This is a genomic window from Streptomyces sp. NBC_00102 (assembly GCF_026343115.1).
Taxonomy (GTDB): Bacteria; Actinomycetota; Actinomycetes; order Streptomycetales; family Streptomycetaceae; genus Streptomyces.
This window is the reverse complement of sequence record NZ_JAPEMC010000001.1, coordinates 1,191,123-1,212,712: the sequence shown is the minus strand read 5'-3', so window position 1 is coordinate 1,212,712 and position 21,590 is coordinate 1,191,123. Positions and strand designations below refer to the sequence as shown.

Here is a 21,590-nt window from a genome sequence, read left to right as displayed (position 1 = left end):
CGGCGGGGCAAGGGTTCCGCCTTTCGAAGTCCCACCCGAAAGGATGACGGCCTTCCTCGGGGAGACAGCCGGACGGGTGAACGGGGACGGACCCGTCCGAAAGGTGCGTGCGGAGGCCCGGAAAGGAAGGTGAGCCAAACCTGTCTTGCCTGGTCAGAGCGGTGGTAAGTACGGCCTGCCTTGCTGGCGGGCGCCAAAAATCGTGCGTACTTTCGATGATGTCGGGCGGTGGCGGAGGGGCTGCGGAGCCGCCGACGGATAGGGGAGCACTGTGTCCATCATCGAGACCGACGCCGCACTGCACGAGGCGCACCGCGACAACCACACCCACCGGGACGTCAACGGTGGCTGGCTGCGCCCCGCCGTCTTCGGCGCCATGGACGGCCTGGTCTCGAACCTCGCACTGATGACGGGTGTCGCCGGCGGCGACGTCTCGCACCGGACCATGGTCATCACGGGTCTGGCCGGCCTCGCGGCGGGCGCCTTCTCGATGGCGGCCGGCGAGTACACCTCGGTCGCCTCCCAGCGGGAGCTGGTGGAGGCCGAACTCGACGTGGAGCGGCGCGAGTTGCGCAAGCACCCGGACGACGAGATGCGGGAGCTCGCCGAGCTCTACATTTCCCGGGGAGTCGAGCCGCACCTCGCGACCGAGGTCGCCCGGCAGCTCTCCGCCGACCCCGAACAGGCCCTGGAGATCCACGCCCGCGAAGAGCTCGGCATCGACCCCGGTGACCTGCCGTCGCCGCTCGTGGCCGCCGGCTCCTCGTTCACGGCCTTCGCGCTCGGCGCGCTGCTGCCCCTGCTGCCGTACCTGCTCGGCGCGACCGCGCTCTGGCCGGCCGTCCTGCTCGCGCTCATCGGCCTCTTCGGCTGCGGCGCGGTGGTGGCCCGGGTGACGGCCCGCAGCTGGTGGTTCAGCGGACTGCGACAGCTCGCGCTGGGCGGCGCCGCGGCCGCGCTCACCTTCGGCCTCGGCGGACTCTTCGGGGTCGCGGTGGGCGGCTGACCTCCGGGTCGGCCCCCGTGGAGGCCATCCGCGCCGCCCGCGGTGAGGGGCTCCCAGGGGCCCCTGCGGAGGCCGCGGTGGGCCTCCGTGTTCGCCCGCGGTGAGGGGCTCCCCGGGGCGGTCCCGGTGCCGCCCGACGGGCCACGGCCTCACGGGGTGCGCCCGGTAGCCCGTACGGCCCCATCCATACGGCGGTCCGGAAAGCAACCCGCAACACCCCGGAAATACGTGTGACGTACGTCCTGGTTTCCGCCACTGGGCGGAAACGGTTCACTCGACGTAAAATGAGAGCCTATGCACGACACCACATAAGTAATCGTTACTTCCTGGTTTCGATCGCATGGCCGCCGGGCATGAGCCTCAGACACCGCAGGCAACGACGCCTGCTCTCTGCGGCTCCCCCGGTCGTTGATCTCTCCGACTGCGACCCCATCCCTTGCGATGCAATGTCCGCATGTTGGAACGGGCCTTCCGCTCATCGAGAAGCGCCCCATCATGTAACCTGCACGAAATTTCGCAGAGGGCCAACGTCGTCCCTCGGCAATGCATATGCCACGACGACGACGGGAGAGCCGATGCGCATCCACGCCTGGTCGCCCATGGACGGTCGCCCCGCCCAGCAGGGGATGTACGACCCCCGTAACGAACACGACGCCTGCGGTGTCGGGTTCGTCGCCACCCTGACCGGTGTGGCCAGCCACGCGCTGGTCGAGCAGGCGCTGACCGTACTGCGCAACCTCGAACACCGCGGTGCCACCGGCTCGGAGCCCGACTCGGGCGACGGCGCCGGAATTCTCCTCCAGGTCCCGGACGCCTTCCTCCGCGAAGAGACCGGCTTCGGCCTCCCGGATGCCGGCGCGTACGCCGTCGGCATCGCCTTCCTCCCCGCCGACGGCTCCACGGACGCCGTCCAGGAGATCGAGAAGATCGCCGGCGAAGAGGGCCTCGACGTCCTCGGCTGGCGCGAGGTCCCGGTCGCCCCCGGCCTCCTCGGCAAGGGCGCCCGCGCCACCATGCCCGAGTTCCGTCAGCTCTTCGTCGCCGACGGCACCAGCACCGGCATCGCCCTGGACCGCAAGGCCTTCGTCCTGCGCAAGCGTGCCGAGCGGGAGGCCGGTGTCTACTTCCCGTCGCTCTCCGCCCGCACCCTCGTCTACAAGGGCATGCTCACCACCGGGCAGCTGGAACCTTTCTTCCCCGACCTGTCCGACCGCCGGTTCGCCACCGCCGTCGCACTCGTCCACTCCCGCTTCTCCACCAACACCTTCCCCAGCTGGCCGCTGGCCCACCCGTACCGGTTCGTCGCCCACAACGGCGAGATCAACACGGTCAAGGGCAACCGCAACTGGATGAAGGCCCGCGAGTCGCAGCTCGCCTCCGGACTCTTCGGGGACGCCGCGCTCGACCGCATCTTCCCCGTCTGCACCCCGGACGCCTCCGACTCGGCCTCCTTCGACGAGGTCCTGGAGCTGCTCCACCTCGGCGGACGCTCGCTGCCGCACTCGGTGCTGATGATGGTCCCCGAGGCGTGGGAGAACCACGACTCCATGGACCCGGCCCGCCGCGCGTTCTACCAGTACCACTCCACGATGATGGAGCCCTGGGACGGACCCGCCTGCGTCACCTTCACCGACGGCACCCAGGTCGGCGCGGTCCTCGACCGCAACGGACTGCGCCCCGGCCGCTACTGGGTCACCGACGAGGGCCTCGTCGTCCTCTCCTCCGAGGTCGGCGTCCTCGACATCGACCCCGCCAAGGTCGTCCGCAAGGGCCGCCTCCAGCCCGGCAAGATGTTCCTCGTCGACACCGCCGAGCACCGCATCATCGAAGACGACGAGATCAAGGACGGCCTCGCGGGCGAGCAGCCCTACGAGGAGTGGCTGGAGACCGGCGAGATCGAACTCGGCGACCTCCCCGAGCGCGAGCACATCGTGCACACCCACGCCTCGGTCACCCGCCGCCAGCAGACCTTCGGCTACACCGAGGAAGAGCTCCGCGTCATCCTCGCCCCGATGGCCCGCACCGCCGGCGAGCCGCTCGGCTCCATGGGCACCGACTCGCCGATCGCCGCGCTCTCCGCCCGGCCCCGGCTGCTCTTCGACTACTTCACCCAGCTCTTCGCCCAGGTCACCAACCCGCCGCTGGACGCCATCCGCGAGGAGCTCGTCACCTCGCTGCGCTCCTCGCTCGGCCCCCAGGGCAACATCCTGGAGCCGAACGCCGCGACCTGCCGCAGCGTCACGCTGCCGTTCCCGGTGATCGACAACGACGAGCTCGCCAAGCTGATACACATCAACGCCGACGGCGACATGCCGGGCATGAAGGCCGCCACCCTGGCCGGCCTCTACCGCGTCAGCGGCGGCGGCGACGCCCTCGCCGCCCGCATCGAGGCCATCTGTACCGAGGTCGACACCGCCATCGAGGACGGCGCCCGCCTCATCGTCCTCTCCGACCGGCACTCCGACGCCGAGCACGCGCCGATCCCGTCGCTGCTGCTCACCTCCGCCGTCCACCACCACCTCATCCGCACCAAGCAGCGCACCCAGGTGGGCCTGCTGGTCGAGGCCGGTGACGTCCGCGAGGTCCACCACGTCGCCCTGCTGATCGGCTACGGCGCCGCCGCCGTCAACCCGTACCTCGCCATGGAGTCCGTCGAGGACCTCGTCCGCGCCGGTACGTTCATCGAGGGCATCGAGCCCGAGCAGGCCATCCGCAACCTGATCTACGCCCTCGGCAAGGGCGTCCTCAAGGTCATGTCGAAGATGGGCATCTCCACCGTCGCCTCCTACCGCGGCGCCCAGGTCTTCGAGGCCGTCGGCCTCGACGAGTCCTTCGTCGCGACGTACTTCAACGGCACCGCCACCAAGATCGGCGGCGCCGGCCTCGACGTCGTCGCCAAGGAGGTCGCCGCCCGGCACACCAAGGCGTACCCCGCCTCCGGCATCGCGGCCTCGCACCGCGCGCTGGAGATCGGCGGCGAGTACCAGTGGCGCCGCGAGGGCGAACCGCACCTGTTCGACCCGGAGACGGTCTTCCGCCTCCAGCACGCCACCCGCAACCGCCGGTACGACATCTTCAAGAAGTACACGGACCGGGTGAACGAGCAGTCCGAGCGGCTGATGACGCTCCGCGGCCTGTTCGGCTTCAAGTCCGACCGCGCCCCGATCTCCGTCGACGAGGTCGAGTCCGTCGCCGACATCGTCAAGCGCTTCTCCACCGGCGCCATGTCCTACGGCTCGATCTCCCGCGAGGCGCACGAGACGCTCGCCATCGCGATGAACCAGCTCGGCGCCAAGTCCAACACCGGCGAGGGCGGCGAGGACTCCGACCGTCTGCACGACCCGGCACGCCGCTCGGCCATCAAGCAGGTCGCCTCCGGCCGCTTCGGTGTCACCAGCGAGTACCTCGTCCACGCCGACGACATCCAGATCAAGATGGCGCAGGGTGCCAAGCCCGGCGAGGGCGGCCAGCTGCCCGGCCACAAGGTCTACCCCTGGGTCGCCAAGACCCGGCACTCCACCCCGGGCGTCGGCCTCATCTCGCCGCCCCCGCACCACGACATCTACTCCATCGAGGACCTGGCTCAGCTGATCCACGACCTCAAGAACGCCAACCCGGCGGCCCGCATCCACGTGAAGCTGGTCTCCGAAGTCGGCGTCGGAACGGTCGCGGCCGGTGTGTCCAAGGCCCACGCGGACGTCGTCCTCATCTCCGGCCACGACGGCGGAACGGGCGCCTCCCCGCTCACCTCGCTCAAGCACGCGGGCGGCCCCTGGGAGCTCGGCCTCGCCGAGACCCAGCAGACGCTGCTCCTCAACGGCCTGCGCGACCGCATCGTCGTGCAGACCGACGGCCAGCTCAAGACCGGCCGCGACGTCGTCATCGCCGCACTGCTGGGCGCCGAGGAGTTCGGTTTCGCGACCGCCCCGCTCGTCGTCTCCGGCTGCGTCATGATGCGCGTCTGCCACCTCGACACCTGCCCGGTCGGCATCGCCACGCAGAACCCCGTGCTGCGCGACCGCTTCTCCGGCAAGGCCGAGTACGTCGTGAACTTCTTCCAGTTCATCGCCGAAGAGGTCCGCGAGATCCTCGCCGAGCTGGGCTTCCGCACGATCGAAGAGGCGGTCGGTCACGCCGAACTCCTCGACACCGACCGGGCGATCACCCACTGGAAGGCCCAGGGCCTCGACCTGGCGCCGCTGTTCCACGTGCCCGAGCTCCCCGAGGGCGCGGTCCGCCACCGGATCGTCGAGCAGGACCACGGCCTCGCCAAGGCGCTCGACAACGAGCTGATCAAGCTCGCCTCCGACGCGCTCGGCGCCGACAGCGCGGAAGCCGCCCAGCCGGTCCGCGCCCAGGTCGCCATCCGCAACGTCAACCGCACCGTCGGTACGATGCTCGGCCACGAGGTCACGAAGAAGTTCGGCGGTGCGGGCCTGCCCGAGAACACCATCGACATCACCTTCACCGGCTCGGCCGGCCAGTCCTTCGGCGCCTTCCTCCCGGCCGGAGTCACCCTCCGCCTGGAGGGCGACGCCAACGACTACGTCGGCAAGGGCCTCTCCGGCGGCCGTATCGTCATCCGCCCGGACCGCGGCGCCGACCACCTCGCCGAGTACTCCACCATCGCGGGCAACACCATCGGCTACGGCGCCACCGGCGGCGAGCTGTTCCTGCGGGGCCGTACCGGCGAACGCTTCTGCGTCCGCAACTCCGGTGCCACCGTCGTCTCCGAAGGCGTGGGCGACCACGGCTGCGAGTACATGACCGGCGGCCACGCGGTCGTCCTCGGCGAGACCGGCCGCAACTTCGCGGCCGGCATGTCGGGCGGCGTCGCGTACGTCGTCGACCTGAACCGCGACCACGTCAACCCGGGGAACCTCGGCGCGATCGAGGAGCTCTCCGAGGCCGACGCCCAGTGGCTGCACGACGTCGTGCGCCGCCACCAGGAGGAGACCGGCTCGACCGTCGCCGAGAAGCTCCTCGCCGAGTGGGCCACCTCGGTGACCCGCTTCAGCAAGATCATCCCGTCCACCTACAAGGCAGTGCTCGCCGCCAAGGACGCCGCTGAGCTCGCCGGTCTCTCCGAGCAGGAGACCACCGAGAAGATGATGGAGGCGGCGACCAATGGCTGACCCCAAGGGCTTCCTGACCACCGGGCGCGAGGTCGCGCAGACCCGCCCCGTGGGAGAGCGCGTCAAGGACTGGAACGAGGTCTACGTTCCGGGCTCCCTGCTCCCCATCATCAGCAAGCAGGCCGGCCGCTGCATGGACTGCGGCATCCCGTTCTGCCACAACGGCTGTCCGCTCGGAAACCTCATCCCCGAGTGGAACGACTACGCCTACCGCGAGGACTGGACCGCCGCGTCCGAGCGCCTGCACGCCACGAACAACTTCCCGGAGTTCACCGGGCGGCTGTGCCCGGCTCCCTGCGAGTCCGCGTGCGTGCTCGGCATCAACCAGCCGGCCGTCACCATCAAGAACGTCGAAGTCTCCATCATCGACAAGGCGTGGGACAGCGGCGACGTCACCCCGCAGCCGCCCGAGCGCCTCTCCGGCAAGACCGTCGCCGTCATCGGCTCCGGCCCCGCCGGACTCGCCGCCGCCCAGCAGCTGACCCGGGCCGGCCACACGGTCGTCGTGTACGAGCGCGCCGACCGCATCGGCGGCCTGCTGCGTTACGGCATCCCCGAGTTCAAGATGGAGAAGTCGCACATCAACCGCCGCATCGAGCAGATGCGCGCGGAGGGCACCAAGTTCCGCACCGAGGTGGAGATCGGCACCGACATGCCGGCCGACGCGCTGCGCCGCCGCTACGACGCGGTCGTCGTCGCGGCCGGTGCCACGGTCTCCCGCGACCTCCCGGTCCCCGGCCGCGAGCTCAACGGCGTCCACTTCGCCATGGAGTACCTGCCGCTCGCCAACAAGGTGCAGGAGGGCGACCTGACGGTCTCCCCGATCAGCGCCGAGGGCAAGCACGTCGTGGTCATCGGCGGCGGCGACACCGGAGCCGACTGCGTGGGCACCGCCCACCGCCAGGGCGCGCTCTCCGTCACGCAGCTGGAGATCATGCCGCGGCCCGGCGAGGACCGGAACGCCAACCAGCCCTGGCCGACCTTCCCCATGCTCTACAAGGTCACCTCCGCGCACGAGGAGGGCGGCGAGCGGCTCTACTCCGTCTCCACCACCCACTTCGAGGGCGACGAGGACGGCAACGTCCAGGCACTGCACCTCATCGAGGTGGAGTTCAAGGACGGCAAGCTGGAGCAGAAGGCCGGCACCGAGCGCCGCATCCCGGCCCAGCTCGTCACCCTCGCCATGGGCTTCACCGGCACCGACCAGGCCAACGGTCTCGTCGAGCAGTTCGGTGTCGGCCTCGACGAGCGGGGTAACATCGCCCGCGACGCCGACTACGCGACCAACGTCGAAGGCGTCTTCGTCGCCGGTGACGCCGGCCGCGGCCAGTCGCTCATCGTGTGGGCCATCGCCGAGGGCCGCTCCGCGGCACGCGGCGTGGACCGCTTCCTGACCGGGACCAGCGCCCTGCCGGCCCCGATCCGCCCCACGGACCGTTCCCTGATGGTCTGACCCCCGATCGCCGGAACCGGCCGCACTTCCGCGGCCGGCCCCGGAGCAGACGTCCCGTACAACGGCGTACGGAACTGAACGCGGCGCCCACCTCGTCCCCGACCGGACTTGGGTGGGCGCCGTGGCGCGTGACGGGGCGGGTCGGCGGAGCGTACGAATGCCCGGCACGGAGTCGTCCGTGCCGGGCATTCGTACGTGCGGTCCCCGGCTCTCAGCCGCCCGTCAGCGCGTTCGTCCTCAGTACCAGCACGAGCACCAGCAGACCCAGCAGCACCACGGCGGAGACGCTCTGCGCGAGGCCGTTGCGGAGCTTCGCGGGGGCGTACGCCAGCCCGGACATCACCAGGCCGCCGGTGAGGAGGCCGCCGAGGTGGCCCTGCCAGGAGGTGAAGAAGGCGGAGATCACCATCCAGACCAGGAACCCGGCCATGAAGCGGTTCAGCTGACCCACGTCGCGGCCCAGCCGCCGGCCGATGACGTAGAAGGCGGCGGCAAGCCCGAAGATCGCGCCGGAGGCCCCCACGGTGTTGCTGTCGGGCGCCAGTACGTACACCAGCACCGAACTGCCCACCGCGGAGAGCAGGTACAGCGCCGTGTACCGGACCTTGCCGAGCTGGGTCTCCACGTCCCGGCCGAGGTTCCACAGCGCCAGCATGTTGAAGACCAGGTGCATCACGCCGATCGACGAGTCCGGCGGCAGATGCAGGAACGATCCGGTCAGCAGCCGGTACCACTCGCCGCCGGCCACCCCGGTCAACTCGTAACCGGGCGGCGTCCAGCCGTCGTACACGTACAGGGCTCCGTCGGGGCCGGTGAGCGCCGCCCCGAGCAGCCCGAACCGGTCGAGGATCTCCGGCTTCACGACCTCGGCGACGTAGGCGAGGACGTTCAGGGCGATGAGCGCGTACGTGACCAGGGGCTTCGTGCCCGACGGGACCCCTCCGCCGAAGAGGCTCCGCGACTGGCGGACCGTGCGGTTGCCCTCCCGTACGCACTCCGGGCACTGATGGCCGACCGCGGCTTCCCGCATGCAGTCCGGGCATATCCGGCGGTCGCAGCGGGTGCAGCGGACATGCGTCTCGAAGGACGGATGGCGGTAACAGGTGGGGGTGTCGGCGGGGGTGTCGGCCTCCATGACCGGCTCCTTCACTGGGCGAGGTGGTGCGCGGTGCCGAGGTGACGGCGGCGATCAAGATAGCGAACCCGAAATTCGGACCATATGCCCGGGTGTCGGATGGCAGCCTGGGGGCGGCGGCGCGACCACCGACCCCCGTACCAAGCAGGCGTGGAGCGGTGACTCGGTGTCCGGCGCAACCGGATCGGATCGCTCGGGATCGGACCGGATCGGAACGGAGACAAGCATGATCGGATCACCCACGGGCACGGGCACGGGCACGGGTGCGGGCCCCGCGCTCTCCCTCGACAAGGTGGCGGCGCGTGCGCCCGGCCTCGTCAGCCTCTACAAGAGGGCGGGCGTCTCCCTGCGCAAGCGCGGCATGGACGGCGCCCGGGCGGCGGTCTACCTGGTCCTCGACTACTCGGGCTCGATGAAGGACTACTACAAGGACGGCAGCGTCCAGGCCCTCGCTGACCAGGTCCTCGGGCTCTCGGCCCACCTCGACGACGACGGACGCGTCCCCGTCGTCTTCTTCTCCACCGACATCGACGCCGTCACCGACATCGCCCTCGACAACCACCGGGGGCGCGTCGACGCGATCGCGGCGAGCCTCGGGCACATGGGGAAGACCAGCTACCACCTGGCGATGGACGCGGTCATCGACCACTACCTCGACAGCGGCTCCACCGCCCCCGCTCTCGTCGTCTTCCAGACCGACGGCGGCCCCATCAACAAACTCGCGGCCGAACGCTACCTCTGCAAGGCCGCCGAACTCCCGCTGTTCTGGCAGTTCGTCGGGTTCGGCAACACCCGCAGCACCCAGTTCGACTTCCTGCGCAAGCTCGACGAACTCGCCGTCCCCGCCAAGCGCGTGGTCGACAACGCCGGGTACTTCCACGCCGGACCCGACCCCCGTACCGTCCCCGACGAGGAGCTCTACGACCGGCTCGTGGCCGAGTTCCCGCTGTGGCTCGCGGCGGCCCGGGAGCGCGGCATCGTGGAGTGATCCGGGGAGGCGCCCCGCGCAGGGGCGCTTCGAGGGTGCGCGGCCGGACGCCCCCGGCCTCCGCACCCGTTGCGGTGACCCGCCGGAAATCCTGACAGAAGGTGTCGGGATGAGGCGCTTCGATGGGAGGCATGACACCGAACACCCCCGCCCCCGCCACGACCACCCCGACCACCTGGGCGGACTTCCACGCGTCGGAACCCGCCTTCGCCGCCACCGTCGAGAAGCGCTTCCGCCTCTACCGCCACCAGGTCCTGGCCACCCTCCGCAAGGACGGGTCGCCGCGGGTCTCCGGGCTGGAGGCCGACTTCCGCTTCGGCGAGATGCTGCTCGGCATGATGCCCCGCTCCCGCAAGGCTCTCGACCTGTTCCGCGACCCCCGCTTCGCGATCCAGGCGAACCCCGGGCCGGATGCCGAGATGGCCGACGGCGACGTACGCGTCGCCGGCCGCGCGATCGAGGTCACCGACCCCGCCCTGCTGGCCCGCTTCATCGAGGAGGCCACACCCCCCGAGCCGTTCCACCTCTTCCGCGTCGACATCGCCGAGGTGGTCCACACCGGCATGGACGGCGAGGAGCTCGTCGTCCGCTCCTGGACCCCGGGCCGCGCCCTGCGCACGGTCCGCCGGGGGAACGAGGGGCCGGTGGGCTGAGGCGCGGCGCGGTCTTCCGCGTCGCGGGGGGAGGGGCGGCCGGAGAGGGGGCCGGGGGCCGGCACCGTCCGGTCACCCCCCGGTCCAGTCCGTTCACCCCCGACCCAGTCCGTTCACCCCCGGCCGAGTCCGGCCGCCCGGGCGGCCCGGCGCGCGTGCACCGCGTCCGCCGACACGGCCATCTCGCGCAGGGCCGACTGCCGCTCCCGCCGGGCGAGCCGGTCGAGGTAGAGGCGGCCCTCCAGGTGGTCGGTCTCGTGCTGGAGGCACCGCGCGAAGTACCCCCGGCCCTCGATCACCAGAGGCGCACCGTCCTTGTCCGTCCCCCGTACGACGGCGAGGCCCGGGCGGGGCACCGTCCGGTAGGGACCCGGCACGGAGAGGCACCCTTCCGCCTCGTCGATCAAGTGGCGCTGCCCGGCGGGGAGTTCGTCGAGTACGGGGTTGGCGATGTGGCCCACGTGCCGAACGCCCCAGTCGTCCGTGATGTCCCACACGAAGAGCCGCAGGTCCTCGCCCACCTGATTGGCGGCCAGCCCCGCGCCCTCGGCCGCCTCGTTGGTGGCGAACATGTCGTCGACCAGGCGGGAGAGCCCGGGTGTGCCGAAGGTGGTGACTTCCCGGCAGGGGCGGTGCAGTACCTCCTCGCCGACGACGGTGATCCGCCGCACCTCACCCCGCACGGCTTCCGGTACCCGCCTGGGATACGAGGCCACGGGCACCCCCTGTACGCGTACCCCGCCGCTCGGGCGGGGCCCGTCGAACGCGTCCGTCATGAAGATCAACGCCCTTCGCGTCTGTGGCGCAGCCGGGCGCACGCCACGGCCGAAAGCGCTTGACCAGATGCTTTGCAAAGTAGCAGACTTTGCAAAGTGACTGACGAGGACATCGCAGAGAACCGCACCCCGCGCAAGGGCGCCCCGGCCGAGGCCGCCCCAGTCGTGGAGGTCCCGCGCGAGGATGCCGGGGAGCCGCTCCCCGACCACCCCCTGCGCCTCGCCCTGCTGGACCTCCTCGCCGAGAAGGGGACGCTCACCTCGACCGAGGCCGCGAGCCGTCTCGGCCACAGCTCAGGGCTCTGCTCCTTCCACTTGCGACAGCTGGCCCGTCACGGCCTGATCGAGGAGGTCCCGGACAGTCACGGACGGGCCAAGCCGTGGCGACTGCGGTGGGGGAGCGGTGAGCAGCCCCGGCGGCCCGGTGGGGACGGGGCGGCGCGCGGGAGGGCCGTGCCGGGCCGCGGGCCGGCCGGAACGCCTGTGCCGGAGCCCTTCGGCGTGCTCTCCCGGGGGCTGGAGGGCGAGAGCTACCGGCACTGGCTCGCTCGCCGGGACGAGGCTCCGGTGCCCTGGCGCGGCGACCCGTCCTTCAGCGCCGTCGTCCACCTCACTCCGGAGGAGGCTGCCGAAGTCGCCGCCTTCGTCACGCGCCTGCTGGCCGGGTACCGGGAACGCGACCGCGACCCCGCCACGCGCCCCGAGGGCGCCCTCCCTGTCGCCGTCGTCACACGGCTCTTCCCGCTGCTGCCCGAGGGCGGCCCGGACGCCTGACGCCGGGGGAGGGGTGCGGTCGCCCGGGTGAGTCGCGTCTCCCCGCGACCCGCCGCAACCGCCTGGTGGGGGGCCTGCGGGCCCCCGGCGGGCAAGTTTCCGCGATCCGGAGCCTCAAGATCCACCACCCGCCGGGAGGACGTGCTACGGTGTTCCAGTTGCAGTTTTGGTACCCATGAACTTTATGTGCGCCTGACGGGAATGCTTCCTCAGGCGCATTATTGTTTTCCGGCTTTCTCCGGATGGGGCTCAATGCGGCGACTTGGAATTCGTGAAGTGCGGATTCTCGGCACTGCACCTCTTTTAGGAGAATGACATGGCTACTGGAACCGTGAAGTGGTTCAACTCGGAAAAGGGCTTCGGCTTCATCGAGCAGGACGGCGGCGGCGCCGACGTCTTCGCCCACTACTCCAACATCGCCACCTCGGGCTTCCGTGAGCTCCAGGAGGGCCAGAAGGTCTCCTTCGACGTCACGCAGGGCCAGAAGGGCCCGCAGGCGGAGAACATCGTCCCCGCCTAATTCGGCCGGACGCGTACCTCGCAGCCGGGGCTCGCACCTTCACGGTGCGGGCCCCGGTTTGTGCTGTCTCCGGGACGTCCTGTCGCCGGAGCACCCGCCATGTGCCGCATCCTGGGGCGCACATGAAAGCGGTCCGAAGAGCATGTCGCAGCGACCCAGGAATCCCCCAGGAGGGAAATTCCGTATGACCCGCTTCGAACGCCAGGACCGCCCGGCCGGCAACCGTCAGCCGAGTGGACGGGGCCGCGCCCAGTCCCAGGCCGCCCCCGCCCGCCGGGGAGCCGGCAAGGCCCCCGCGCGCCGCCGCCCCGCCGCTCCGCAGGGTGGCGAGTTCGCCCTGCCGGAGACCCTCACCCCCGCTCTGCCCGCCGTCGAGGCGTTCGCCGAGCTGGACATGCCCGCCGCGCTGCTGAAGACGCTCGCCGCGCAGGGTGTCACCGACCCCTTCCCGATCCAGGGCGCCACCCTGCCGAACTCGCTCGCCGGCCGGGACATCCTCGGCCGCGGCCGTACCGGCTCCGGCAAGACGCTGGCCTTCGGCCTCGCGCTGCTGGCCCGTACCGCCGGACGCCGCAGCGAGCCCCGCGCCCCGCTGGCCCTGGTCCTCGTCCCGACCCGCGAGCTCGCCCAGCAGGTGACCGACGCGCTCACCCCGTACGCCACCTCCGTGAACCTGCGGCTGGCGACCGTGGTCGGCGGCATGTCCCTCACCAAGCAGGCCGCCACGCTCCGGCGTGGTGCCGAGGTGCTCGTCGCGACCCCGGGCCGGCTGAAGGACCTCATCGAGCGCGGCGACTGCCGCCTGGACGAGGTCTCCATCACGGTCCTCGACGAGGCCGACCAGATGGCCGACATGGGCTTCATGCCGCAGGTCACCGCCCTGCTCAAGCAGGTCGAGGCGGACGGCCAGCGGATGCTCTTCTCCGCCACCCTGGACAAGAACATCGACCGGCTGGTCAAGATGTTCCTGACCGACCCGGTCGTGCACTCCGTCGACCCGTCGGCCGGCGCCGTCACCACGATGGAGCACCACGTGCTGCACGTGCTGGACGACACCGACAAGAAGGCCGTCGCCACCAAGATCGCCGCCCGCGAGGGCCGCGTGATCATGTTCGTCGACACCAAGCGTGCCGCCGACCGCTTCGCCAAGCGCCTGCTCGCCGCCGGTGTCCGCGCCGCCGCCCTGCACGGCGGCCGGTCCCAGCCGCAGCGCAACCGCACCCTGGACCAGTTCAAGGACGGCCAGGTCACGGCGCTCGTCGCGACCAACGTGGCGGCCCGCGGCATCCACGTCGACGACCTCGACCTCGTCGTCAACGTGGACCCGCCCACCGACCACAAGGACTACCTCCACCGCGGCGGCCGTACCGCGCGCGCCGGCGAGTCCGGCAGCGTCGTCACGCTGGTGCTGCCCGAGGAGAAGCGGGACATGACCCGCCTCATGCAGGACGCGGGCATCGCCCCGCACACCACCCGCATCACCTCCAGCGACCCGGAGCTCAGCCGGATCACCGGCGCCCGCGAGCCCTCCGGCATCGCGGTCGTCATCGAGGTGCCGCAGCCGACCCCGCCGAAGCAGCGCACCCGCTCCGGTGGCGCGGCCGGCACCGGCACCACCACCCGCTCGGGCAGCCGGGGCCGGGGCCGCCGAGGCGGCGCGGGCGGTGCGGCTGCCTCCGCCGGCGGTACGGGCAGCGCCACCGGCGGCGCCCGCACCACCGGCAACGGCGGCGGCGCCCGCGGTACGGGCAACGGCGGCGCCCGCGGTACGGGCAACGGCGGCGGCCGCGGCGGAGCCTCCGCCGGCGCGCCGCGCGGCGAGGCCCGCGGTGCGGGCTCCGGGCGTACGGGCGCGAGCGCTGGCCGCACCGGTTCGGGCCGCACGGGCACCGGCTCCGGCCGTCCCGCCGGTGCGGGCCGCGGCAACGGCGGCAACGGCGGGGGCGCACCCCGGACCCGCCGGGCCGCGTAAGGCGGCGCGTCCCCCGGGACGTACAGGAAACGAAGGGCGACGCCCGGTCCGGTTCTCCGGACCGGGCGTCGTGCTGTCCGGGGCGCACCCGGGCGGCGCGTCCCGGGCCCGGGACGGCCGGGAGTAGTACGGGCGAACGAGTGATCATCACATGGGGTGGCCGGGGCTTCCCCCGCCCTCCGCCGGGGCAGCCTGCCCACCGAACGGCGCCGGAGCGGCGTCGCACGGCAGGGGAGGGGCGGGCACCACATGACATCGCAGACCCGGGGGGACGGCGGGGGCGGGCCGGTCCTGCTCGCCGCCGGTCTGGCCGACCTGGCCCTGACCACCTGCACGGCCGCCTGGTCGGCCGCGCGCGGAGTGCTCGGCCGCTCGGACCTCACCGACCTCGCCCAGCAGGGGGAGCAGGACCTGCGGGCCCGCGGCAGGCTGGCCCTCGACCGGGTGGGCACCGGTCCCGCACACCTGGAGATCCTCGCGCGCCACGCCCGTCACCAGGGCGCGGGCGGGCCCGGTGCCTGAGACCACGAGCCTCGCCCCCGGACTTCCGGCCCTCGCCATGCCGGCACCCCGCTCACCGTCGTCCCCCGTCCCCGCCCCCGCCGAGCCGACGGAACTCGCCGCGCTGCGCGCCCGGGTGGACCACGAGCTGCGCCGGTTCACCGACGCGGAGACCGAGGCGCTGCTCGCCGTCGACGAGGACCTCGCCCCGCTCGCGGCCGTCCTGGCGGACGCCACCGCCCACGGCAAACGGCTGCGGTCGGCCTTCTGCTACTGGGGCTGGCGGTCGGCGCGGCAGCCGGACAGCGAGGCCATGGTCCGGGCGGCGGCCAGCATGGAACTCGTCCACGCGGCAGCCGTCGTCCACGACGACATCATCGACGACAGCCACCTCCGCCACGGTCTGCCCACCGCCCACGTCGCCCTGCGCTCCGCCCTCACGCGCGGCACCCGGGGGACCCGGGTGAACCCCCGCGCCGCCTCCCTCGCCATGCTCGCCGGCGACCTGCTGATGTCCTGGGCCGGACAGCTCTTCACCGGCTGCGGCCTGCCCGGCGCCTACCTGGCCCGGGGCCGCCCGCTCTGGGGCGTACTGGCACGCGAACTCGTCGCCGGCGAGGCCCTGGAGATCCTGCGCACCGCCGGACCGCCCGACGTGGCGCGGTCGCTGAAGGTGATCCGGTACAAGACCGCCAAGTACACCGTCGAACACCCGCTGCACATCGGGGCCGCGCTCGCCGGCGGGGACGCCGACCTGCGGGAGGCCTTCACCGCGTACGGGCTGCCGCTCGGCGAGGCGTTCCAGCTCCGCGACGACCTGCTCGGCCTCTTCGGCGAACCGGAACACACCGGCAAGGCCAACACCGACGACATCACCGGCGCCCGGCCCACCGCGCTGATCGCCCACGCCCTCGCCGAAGCCGCCCCGGCCGAACGCCGCGAACTCACCCGGCTCCTCGGGCGTTCCGCCCTCACCGACGCCCAACTCGACCTGGTACGGGGGGTCGTGGAGTCCACCGGCGCGCGCGCCCGCGTCGAGCGCATGATCGGCGACCGGGTCTCCCTCGCCACCCGTGCGATCGATGGAGCCGGCCTGCCCGCCCCCGCGCACACCGCCCTCACCCACCTGGCCACCGCGGTCACCACCCGCCCCGCCTGACGCCCCCTCCCGCACCGAGCCCCGGCCGGCCACGCGTCGAGGGCGCACCCTCACGGAAAGTCCCAAGGAGCCACCCGTGTACCCGACCGAACAGTCCATGAACGCGCTGCGGCAGAGCGGCGACGAACTCGCCGACGCCACGGTGGCCACCCTCTTCGAGCGCGGCGAGACGGGTAAGTTCAACACCCTGATGCGGTACGTCTCGGTGGCCGGGCAGCCCCTCCCGGACGGGCTGCCGGACGTCGCCCGCGCGTACCTGCACGAGACCGGCAGCCCGCCCTCCTGGGTCGACTGGGAGGAGATGGAGAGGGCGCGGCTCTTCTTCATCGACAACAACGTGCACATCTCCACCGCCCTGTCGTTCGCCGCCATGCCCGCCTGCTACGTCGTCCCGCACATCGCGAAGCTCCTCTCGGCCACGCACTCCCTGAACTACCCCTCCAAACGCATGGCGGAGACCGGGCAGTTCACCGTCTACCTCATGCAGCCCGACGCCTTCGAGGCCGGCGGACGCTTCCTGCCCGCCGCCCAGAAGGTGCGCCTGCTCCATGCCTCCATCCGCTACCACCTGCGGCGCGAGGGCCGCTGGGACACCGGGGCCCTCGGCACACCGATCTGCCAGGAGGACATGATCGGGGGTCAGATGATGTTCTCGATCCAGGTCCTGGACGCCCTGCACCGGCTCGGCATCCACATGAGCGAGGAGGGCGCGGAGGCCTACCACTACGCCTGGCGCGTCGTCGGGGCGATGCTCGGCGTCGACCAGGAGCACGCGCCGGGGGACCTGGACCAGGCCCGCGCCTTCTCCGACCTCTACATGACCCGGCACATGGGCCCCAGCGACGAAGGGGCCGCCCTCACCCGGCAGTTGGTCGACCTGTACGAGGAGGTGGTCCCCGGAACCCTGCTCGACCCGGTCGTCTCCGCGCTGATCCGCCACCTGATCGGCGACACCTGCGCCGACTGGCTCGGCGTGGCCCGCACCCCCTGGGACACCCTCGTCAAGGCCGCCCCCGCGCTGATGAACGTACTGGAGACGATCGAGGACCGCTCACCGCTCGGGGCCTGGGCCCTGGACCGCCTCGGCCACTTCACCACCCTGTTCGAGCTCTCCTCGCTCACCCGGGGCCGGGTGATGCACTACGCGATCCCCGAACAGCTCAAGAAGGAGTACGGCCTCAGCACCGCCGTCCCCCGCAACCGCCGGTGGACCCCGCCCGCCCCGGTCGTCTGACCCTCGGCCGGGACCGTTCGGGCCGGCCGGGGGAGACGCGGACCCGGTGGCTCAGGTGTCGCACTCCCACTGGGTCCCGCACACCCCGCAGCGGGCCCGGACCGGGCCGCGTACCGGCACCCGGAGCCGCTGGTGGCACACCGGACAGTCGAACAGCACCCGTGCCACCGGCCCGCCGCCGCCCTCGAAGGCGTACGGGGCGCCGGACGCCGCGGCCCCCCGGTGCCGGTCCCGGGCGTACCGGGCCCGGCCCATCGCGCCCGCCGCCCGCAGCGGCGGCACCCGCAGGTCCCGCAGCGCCCTGGACCGGCCCTCGGTGTACGCCTGGTACGCCTGCGGGCTGGTGAACCACGGCGAAGGGTCCTCGCCGAACGCCAGCGACCTCTTCGCCAGGACGTACCCGAACTCCTCCGGGGTCAGATAGCCCAGCTTCTGGCGGGTCAGCGCGTCCTGCCGGTACGCGTCCAGCAGCAGCCAGCCCGCGCCGAGATAGACCGCCACCGTGTCGGTGAGGATCTCGTTCTCCCGCTCACCGGTGAACTCCAGCCCCAGCCGGTGCAGCAGCACATGGGTCACCTCGTGCGCCAGCGCGGCCCCGACGTCGCGCCGGTGGGACCGGAAACGGTCGTTCAGCTCCACGAAGTACTCGGGTCCCGCGCCGAGTTCGACGGTCGCGGCGTGTTCCGTCCGACGGAAGCCGACGATCACGCGGGCATCGGGCAGCCGCAGATGCAGCACCGTCGCCCGGGCGATCCGCTGGGCGCCCGCGTACAGTTCCTCGGCGTCCGTGAACGCGACCTCCGCCGCCGGCAGGCTCGACGCGTACGCGCGCACGCCCTCGGCGCCCAGGCGCCGGTGGAGCGCGGTGATCGCGGCCCTGACCGTGTGCAGATGCGGGTAACCGCGCGCCACGGGGCTCCCGGTCCGGCTGCTCTCCGCCACGTCCCCACCCCCGGTAGACGGCTCGCGCCGCTCGTTCTCCACGGTACGGTGCGCGCGGTCGGGTCATGTGACGATCGGCCCGCGCGGGGTGGTTCACGGGGCCGCGCACCGGGGTTCCGGACCGGGATCACCCACCGGCGGCCGACGACCCGCGCGCAACGTTTAAGCTCGTCCACCATGAACGACATCGATCCGTCCGTACGCGCGGAACTGAACCGGCTGCGCGAGAGCATCGACAACATCGACGCCGCCGTTGTCCACATGCTCGCCGAACGGTTCAAGGCCACCCAGCAGGTGGGCCACCTGAAGGCCGCCCACCAGCTCCCGCCCGCCGACCCGGCGCGCGAGGCCCGGCAGATCGAGCGGCTCCGCCAGCTCGCCGGAAGCGCCAAGCTCGACCCGGCCTTCGCGGAGAAGCTCCTCAACTTCATCGTCGCCGAGGTGATCCGCCACCACGAGCGGATCGCCGAGGAGACGACCGGCGGCGACCGGACGGCGGAGGGCGACGCACCGACCGGCGCCTGACGGTTCCTCCGCGGGGAACGGGCGGCCCCCACCGAAGAGCCGCCCGCTCCCGCGCGGGCACCCGCGCCCCCACCGGAGAACCCCGTCGCACGCCCGCGGAGCCGTACGGCAGCATGGAACGATGTCCGTACTGACGCGCGACGAAGCGCAGACCCGAGCCACCGCCATCGATGTCCAGCGATACACGGTCGACCTCGACCTCACCACCGGCGACGAGACCTTCGGGTCCCGCACCGTCATCCGGTTCACCGCACGAACCACCACCGACACGTTCGTCGAGGTCAAGCCCGCCGCGCTGCGCTCGCTCAGCCTCGACGGACAGCCGCTCGACCCCGCCCTCCTCGCCGACGACCGCTACCCCCTCACCGGGCTGACGGCCGGCCCCCACGAGCTCCGGGTCGACGCCACCATGCGCTACTCGCGCACCGGCGAAGGCATGCACCGCTTCACCGACCCCACCGACGGCGAGAGCTACGTCTACACCCAGCTCTTCCTCGACGACGTGCAGCGCGTCTTCGCCGCCTTCGACCAGCCCGACCTGAAGGCCGTCTTCGAACTCGCCGTCACCGCCCCCGAGGGCTGGAACGTCCTCGGCAACGGCATCGCCACCCACACCGGCGACGGCCGCTGGACCATCGCCCCCACGCCCCTCATCTCCACCTACCTCGTCGCCGTCGCCGCCGGCCCCTGGCACTCCGTCACCACCGAGCACGCCGGCATCCCCTTCGGCATCCACTGCCGCCGCTCGCTCGCCCCCCACCTCGACGCCGACGCCGACGAGATCCTCGACATCACCCGCGCCTGCTTCGACCGCTACCACGAGAAGTTCGACGAGCCCTACCCGTTCGACTCGTACGACCAGGCGTTCGTACCCGAGTTCAACGCCGGCGCCATGGAGAACCCCGGACTCGTCACCTTCCGCGACGAGTTCGTCTACCGCTCCGCCGTCACCGACACCGAACGCCAGACCCGCGCCATGGTCATCTCCCACGAGATGGCCCACATGTGGTTCGGCGACCTCGTCACCCTCCGCTGGTGGGACGACATCTGGCTCAACGAGTCCTTCGCCGAGTACATGGGCTACCAGACCATCGCCGAAGCCACCCGCTTCACCGACACCTGGGTCGACTTCGGCGTCGCCCGCAAGGGCTGGGGATACGACGCCGACCAGCGCCCCTCCACCCACCCGGTCGCCCCCGACCCCGCCGCCGTCCCCGACACCGCCTCCGCGCTCGTCAACTTCGACGGCATCTCCTACGCCAAGGGCGCCTCCGCCCTCCGCCAACTCGTCGCCTGGATCGGCGAGAAGGACTTCCTGGCCGGCGTCAACGCCCACTTCGCCCGTCACAAGTTCGCCAACGCCGGCCTCGCCGACTTCATCGACAACCTCGCCTCCGCCACCGACCGCGACGTCCACGGCTGGGCCGACACCTGGCTGCGCACCACCGGCCCCGACACCCTCACCGCCCACGTCGAAGACCTCGGCAACCAGTGGACCCTCACCGTCGACCACCGAGGCAGCAGCCCCCACCGCATCGCCGTCGGCCTCTACGACCACGAACTCGGCACCGGCCCCGACCGGCTCGTCCTGCGCGACCGCGTCGAGACCGACGTCCCCGGCACCGGCGAACCCCTCACCCTCCCCGGCCGGCGCCCCGTCCTCGTCGTCCCCAACGACCAGGACCTCACCTACGCCAAGGTCCGGTTCGACGCCGAGTCCTGGACGGCCGTCGAACACGGCCTCTCCGGCATCCCCGACCCGCTCACCCGCGCCGTCATCTGGAACACCGCCCGCGACATGGTCCGTGACGGCGACCTCCACCCCACCGCCCACCTCGCCCTCGCCCGCACCCACCTCCCGCACGAGACCGACCTCGCCCTCGTCCAGGGCGTCCTCGGCTTCGCCGCCCTCGTCACCGACCGCTACCTCACCCCCGAGGAACGCCCCGCCGCGCTCGCCACCCTCACCGACCTCTGCCGCGACCTCCTCCGCCGCACCGAGGACGGCAGCAACCCCGGCCTGCGCCTCGTCGCCGTACGCCACCTCATCGACGCCGCCCCCCAGCCCGACACCCTCCGGGAGTGGCTCGCCGACGGCACCGCGCCCGGCGGCCCCGAACTCGACCCCGAACTGCGCTGGCGCGTCCTCACCCGCCTCGCCGTCCTCGGCGCCACCGACGAGGCCGCCATCGCCGCCGAACTCACCCTGGACCCCAGCGCCACAGGCCAGGAAGGCGCCGCCCGCTGCCGCGCCGCCCTGCCCGACCCGGAGGCCAAGGCCGCCGCCTGGCAGTCCCTGTTCCACGACGACACCCTGTCCAACTACCTCTTCACCGCCACCGCCCAGGGCTTCTGGCAGCCCGAACAGGCGGCGCTCACCCGCGAGTACGTCGCTCGCTACTACCCCGACGCGGCGGCCCTCGCCGCCCGCCGGGGCCCCGCCATCGCCACCGCCGCCGGCCGGTCCGCCTTCCCCGCGTACGACGTCGACGCCGACTCGCTCGCACGGGGCACCAGCGCCCTCGAAGACCCCACCCTCACCCCCGCCCTCCGGCGCAAGCTCGTCGACGAACTCGACGACCTGCGCCGCGCACTGGCCGTACGCGACGCCCACTGACCCACCCGGCGGCAGGCCCGCCGGCCTCCGCCGCCACCCGCGCCCGGCGCCCCTCCACCCGAGGGGCGCCGGGCGCGGCCGTATCCGGACGCGCTCCGAACCATGCCGCAGCAGGGGCCGGTCGGGTGCGGCGGGTAGCGCCCTGCGCAAGCCCGCCACCCCTTCCGCATGCGCCCGTCCAACTCGAACTCCCGTACAGG

The 21,590-nt window shown here is 72.2% G+C and carries 16 protein-coding genes; 13 read left to right on the top strand and 3 right to left on the bottom strand.

Annotated features, from left to right (window positions below; translation table 11 throughout):
- The first annotated feature begins 271 nt into the window (after positions 1-271).
- The 3 genes from OHA55_RS05370 to OHA55_RS05360 all read left to right on the top strand — a co-directional run bounded on the left by OHA55_RS05370 (position 272) and on the right by OHA55_RS05360 (position 7,594).
- Positions 272-1,006: a VIT1/CCC1 transporter family protein gene (locus OHA55_RS05370; RefSeq protein ID WP_266703282.1), complete on the top strand. Its 735-nt coding sequence runs from the start codon at positions 272-274 to the stop codon at positions 1,004-1,006.
- Positions 1,007-1,581: 575 nt separating this feature from the next.
- Complete coding sequence (gene gltB / locus OHA55_RS05365; RefSeq protein WP_266703280.1) at positions 1,582-6,141, top strand: glutamate synthase large subunit; 4,560 nt, start codon at positions 1,582-1,584, stop codon at positions 6,139-6,141.
- On the top strand, positions 6,134-7,594 hold the full coding sequence (locus OHA55_RS05360; protein ID WP_266703278.1) for a glutamate synthase subunit beta: 1,461 nt from the start codon (positions 6,134-6,136) through the stop codon (positions 7,592-7,594). The genes gltB and OHA55_RS05360 overlap by 8 nt, the downstream gene beginning before the upstream one ends.
- 211 nt (positions 7,595-7,805) lie before the next feature.
- Here the strand turns inward: OHA55_RS05360 and OHA55_RS05355 are convergent, their stop codons facing one another.
- Positions 7,806-8,729 (bottom strand): rhomboid family intramembrane serine protease, encoded by a 924-nt coding sequence (locus OHA55_RS05355; protein ID WP_266703276.1) that lies wholly within the window; start codon positions 8,727-8,729, stop codon positions 7,806-7,808.
- A 226-nt stretch (positions 8,730-8,955) separates the two neighbouring features.
- Between OHA55_RS05355 and OHA55_RS05350 the strand changes: the two genes are divergently transcribed.
- Positions 8,956-9,717 carry a VWA domain-containing protein gene (locus tag OHA55_RS05350; protein ID WP_266703274.1) on the top strand — a complete coding sequence of 254 codons (762 nt, stop codon included), beginning with the start codon at positions 8,956-8,958 and terminating at the stop codon, positions 9,715-9,717.
- Positions 9,718-9,839: 122 nt separating this feature from the next.
- On the top strand, positions 9,840-10,370 hold the full coding sequence (locus tag OHA55_RS05345; protein WP_266703273.1) for a pyridoxamine 5'-phosphate oxidase family protein: 531 nt from the start codon (positions 9,840-9,842) through the stop codon (positions 10,368-10,370).
- A gap of 113 nt (positions 10,371-10,483) precedes the next feature.
- Here the strand turns inward: OHA55_RS05345 and def are convergent, their stop codons facing one another.
- Positions 10,484-11,146, bottom strand: coding sequence for a peptide deformylase (gene def, locus OHA55_RS05340; protein WP_266703272.1), 663 nt, complete (start codon positions 11,144-11,146; stop codon positions 10,484-10,486).
- Positions 11,147-11,311: 165 nt separating this feature from the next.
- Here def and OHA55_RS05335 point away from each other — a divergent pair, with 165 nt between their 5' ends.
- The 6 genes from OHA55_RS05335 (at position 11,312) to OHA55_RS05310 (ending at position 17,306) form a co-directional block, all read left to right on the top strand.
- A complete protein-coding gene (locus OHA55_RS05335) occupies positions 11,312-11,920 on the top strand; it encodes a winged helix-turn-helix domain-containing protein (protein ID WP_266710428.1) in 609 nt (202 codons plus the stop codon).
- Positions 11,921-12,236: 316 nt separating this feature from the next.
- Entirely contained in the window at positions 12,237-12,440 is a 204-nt protein-coding gene (locus OHA55_RS05330) for a cold-shock protein (RefSeq protein WP_003969786.1), read from the top strand.
- Between the two features lie 184 nt (positions 12,441-12,624).
- Positions 12,625-14,412, top strand: coding sequence for a DEAD/DEAH box helicase (locus OHA55_RS05325; RefSeq protein WP_266703271.1), 1,788 nt, complete (start codon positions 12,625-12,627; stop codon positions 14,410-14,412).
- Positions 14,413-14,661: 249 nt separating this feature from the next.
- A complete protein-coding gene (locus OHA55_RS05320) occupies positions 14,662-14,934 on the top strand; it encodes a polyprenyl synthetase (protein ID WP_266703270.1) in 273 nt (90 codons plus the stop codon).
- A 37-nt stretch (positions 14,935-14,971) separates the two neighbouring features.
- On the top strand, positions 14,972-16,072 hold the full coding sequence (locus OHA55_RS05315; RefSeq protein ID WP_266710427.1) for a polyprenyl synthetase family protein: 1,101 nt from the start codon (positions 14,972-14,974) through the stop codon (positions 16,070-16,072).
- A gap of 76 nt (positions 16,073-16,148) precedes the next feature.
- Positions 16,149-17,306: an oxygenase MpaB family protein gene (locus OHA55_RS05310; protein ID WP_266703269.1), complete on the top strand. Its 1,158-nt coding sequence runs from the start codon at positions 16,149-16,151 to the stop codon at positions 17,304-17,306.
- Positions 17,307-17,357: 51 nt separating this feature from the next.
- Here OHA55_RS05310 and OHA55_RS05305 read toward each other — a convergent pair whose 3' ends face one another.
- Entirely contained in the window at positions 17,358-18,248 is an 891-nt protein-coding gene (locus tag OHA55_RS05305) for a hypothetical protein (protein WP_266703268.1), read from the bottom strand.
- A 177-nt stretch (positions 18,249-18,425) separates the two neighbouring features.
- On the opposite strand from OHA55_RS05305, the gene OHA55_RS05300 reads away from it, so the two are divergent.
- Complete coding sequence (locus tag OHA55_RS05300) at positions 18,426-18,773, top strand: chorismate mutase (protein WP_266703267.1); 348 nt, start codon at positions 18,426-18,428, stop codon at positions 18,771-18,773.
- 121 nt (positions 18,774-18,894) lie between these two features.
- Positions 18,895-21,390 (top strand): aminopeptidase N, encoded by a 2,496-nt coding sequence (gene pepN / locus OHA55_RS05295; protein WP_266703266.1) that lies wholly within the window; start codon positions 18,895-18,897, stop codon positions 21,388-21,390.
- Positions 21,391-21,590 lie beyond the last annotated feature (200 nt).

Bases quoted from the DNA above. Each gene is read 5' to 3' on its own strand.
- gltB (WP_266703280.1), top strand. From the start codon at position 1,582: ATGCGCATCCACGCCTGGTCGCCCATGGACGGTCGCCCCGCCCAGCAG.
- OHA55_RS05360 (WP_266703278.1), top strand. From the start codon at position 6,134: ATGGCTGACCCCAAGGGCTTCCTGACCACCGGGCGCGAGGTCGCGCAG.
- OHA55_RS05355 (WP_266703276.1), bottom strand. From the start codon at position 8,729: ATGGAGGCCGACACCCCCGCCGACACCCCCACCTGTTACCGCCATCCG.
- OHA55_RS05350 (WP_266703274.1), top strand. From the start codon at position 8,956: ATGATCGGATCACCCACGGGCACGGGCACGGGCACGGGTGCGGGCCCC.
- OHA55_RS05345 (WP_266703273.1), top strand. From the start codon at position 9,840: ATGGGAGGCATGACACCGAACACCCCCGCCCCCGCCACGACCACCCCG.
- def (WP_266703272.1), bottom strand. From the start codon at position 11,146: ATGACGGACGCGTTCGACGGGCCCCGCCCGAGCGGCGGGGTACGCGTA.
- OHA55_RS05330 (WP_003969786.1), top strand. From the start codon at position 12,237: ATGGCTACTGGAACCGTGAAGTGGTTCAACTCGGAAAAGGGCTTCGGC.
- OHA55_RS05325 (WP_266703271.1), top strand. From the start codon at position 12,625: ATGACCCGCTTCGAACGCCAGGACCGCCCGGCCGGCAACCGTCAGCCG.
- OHA55_RS05320 (WP_266703270.1), top strand. From the start codon at position 14,662: ATGACATCGCAGACCCGGGGGGACGGCGGGGGCGGGCCGGTCCTGCTC.
- OHA55_RS05315 (WP_266710427.1), top strand. From the start codon at position 14,972: ATGCCGGCACCCCGCTCACCGTCGTCCCCCGTCCCCGCCCCCGCCGAG.
- OHA55_RS05300 (WP_266703267.1), top strand. From the start codon at position 18,426: ATGAACGACATCGATCCGTCCGTACGCGCGGAACTGAACCGGCTGCGC.
- pepN (WP_266703266.1), top strand. From the start codon at position 18,895: ATGTCCGTACTGACGCGCGACGAAGCGCAGACCCGAGCCACCGCCATC.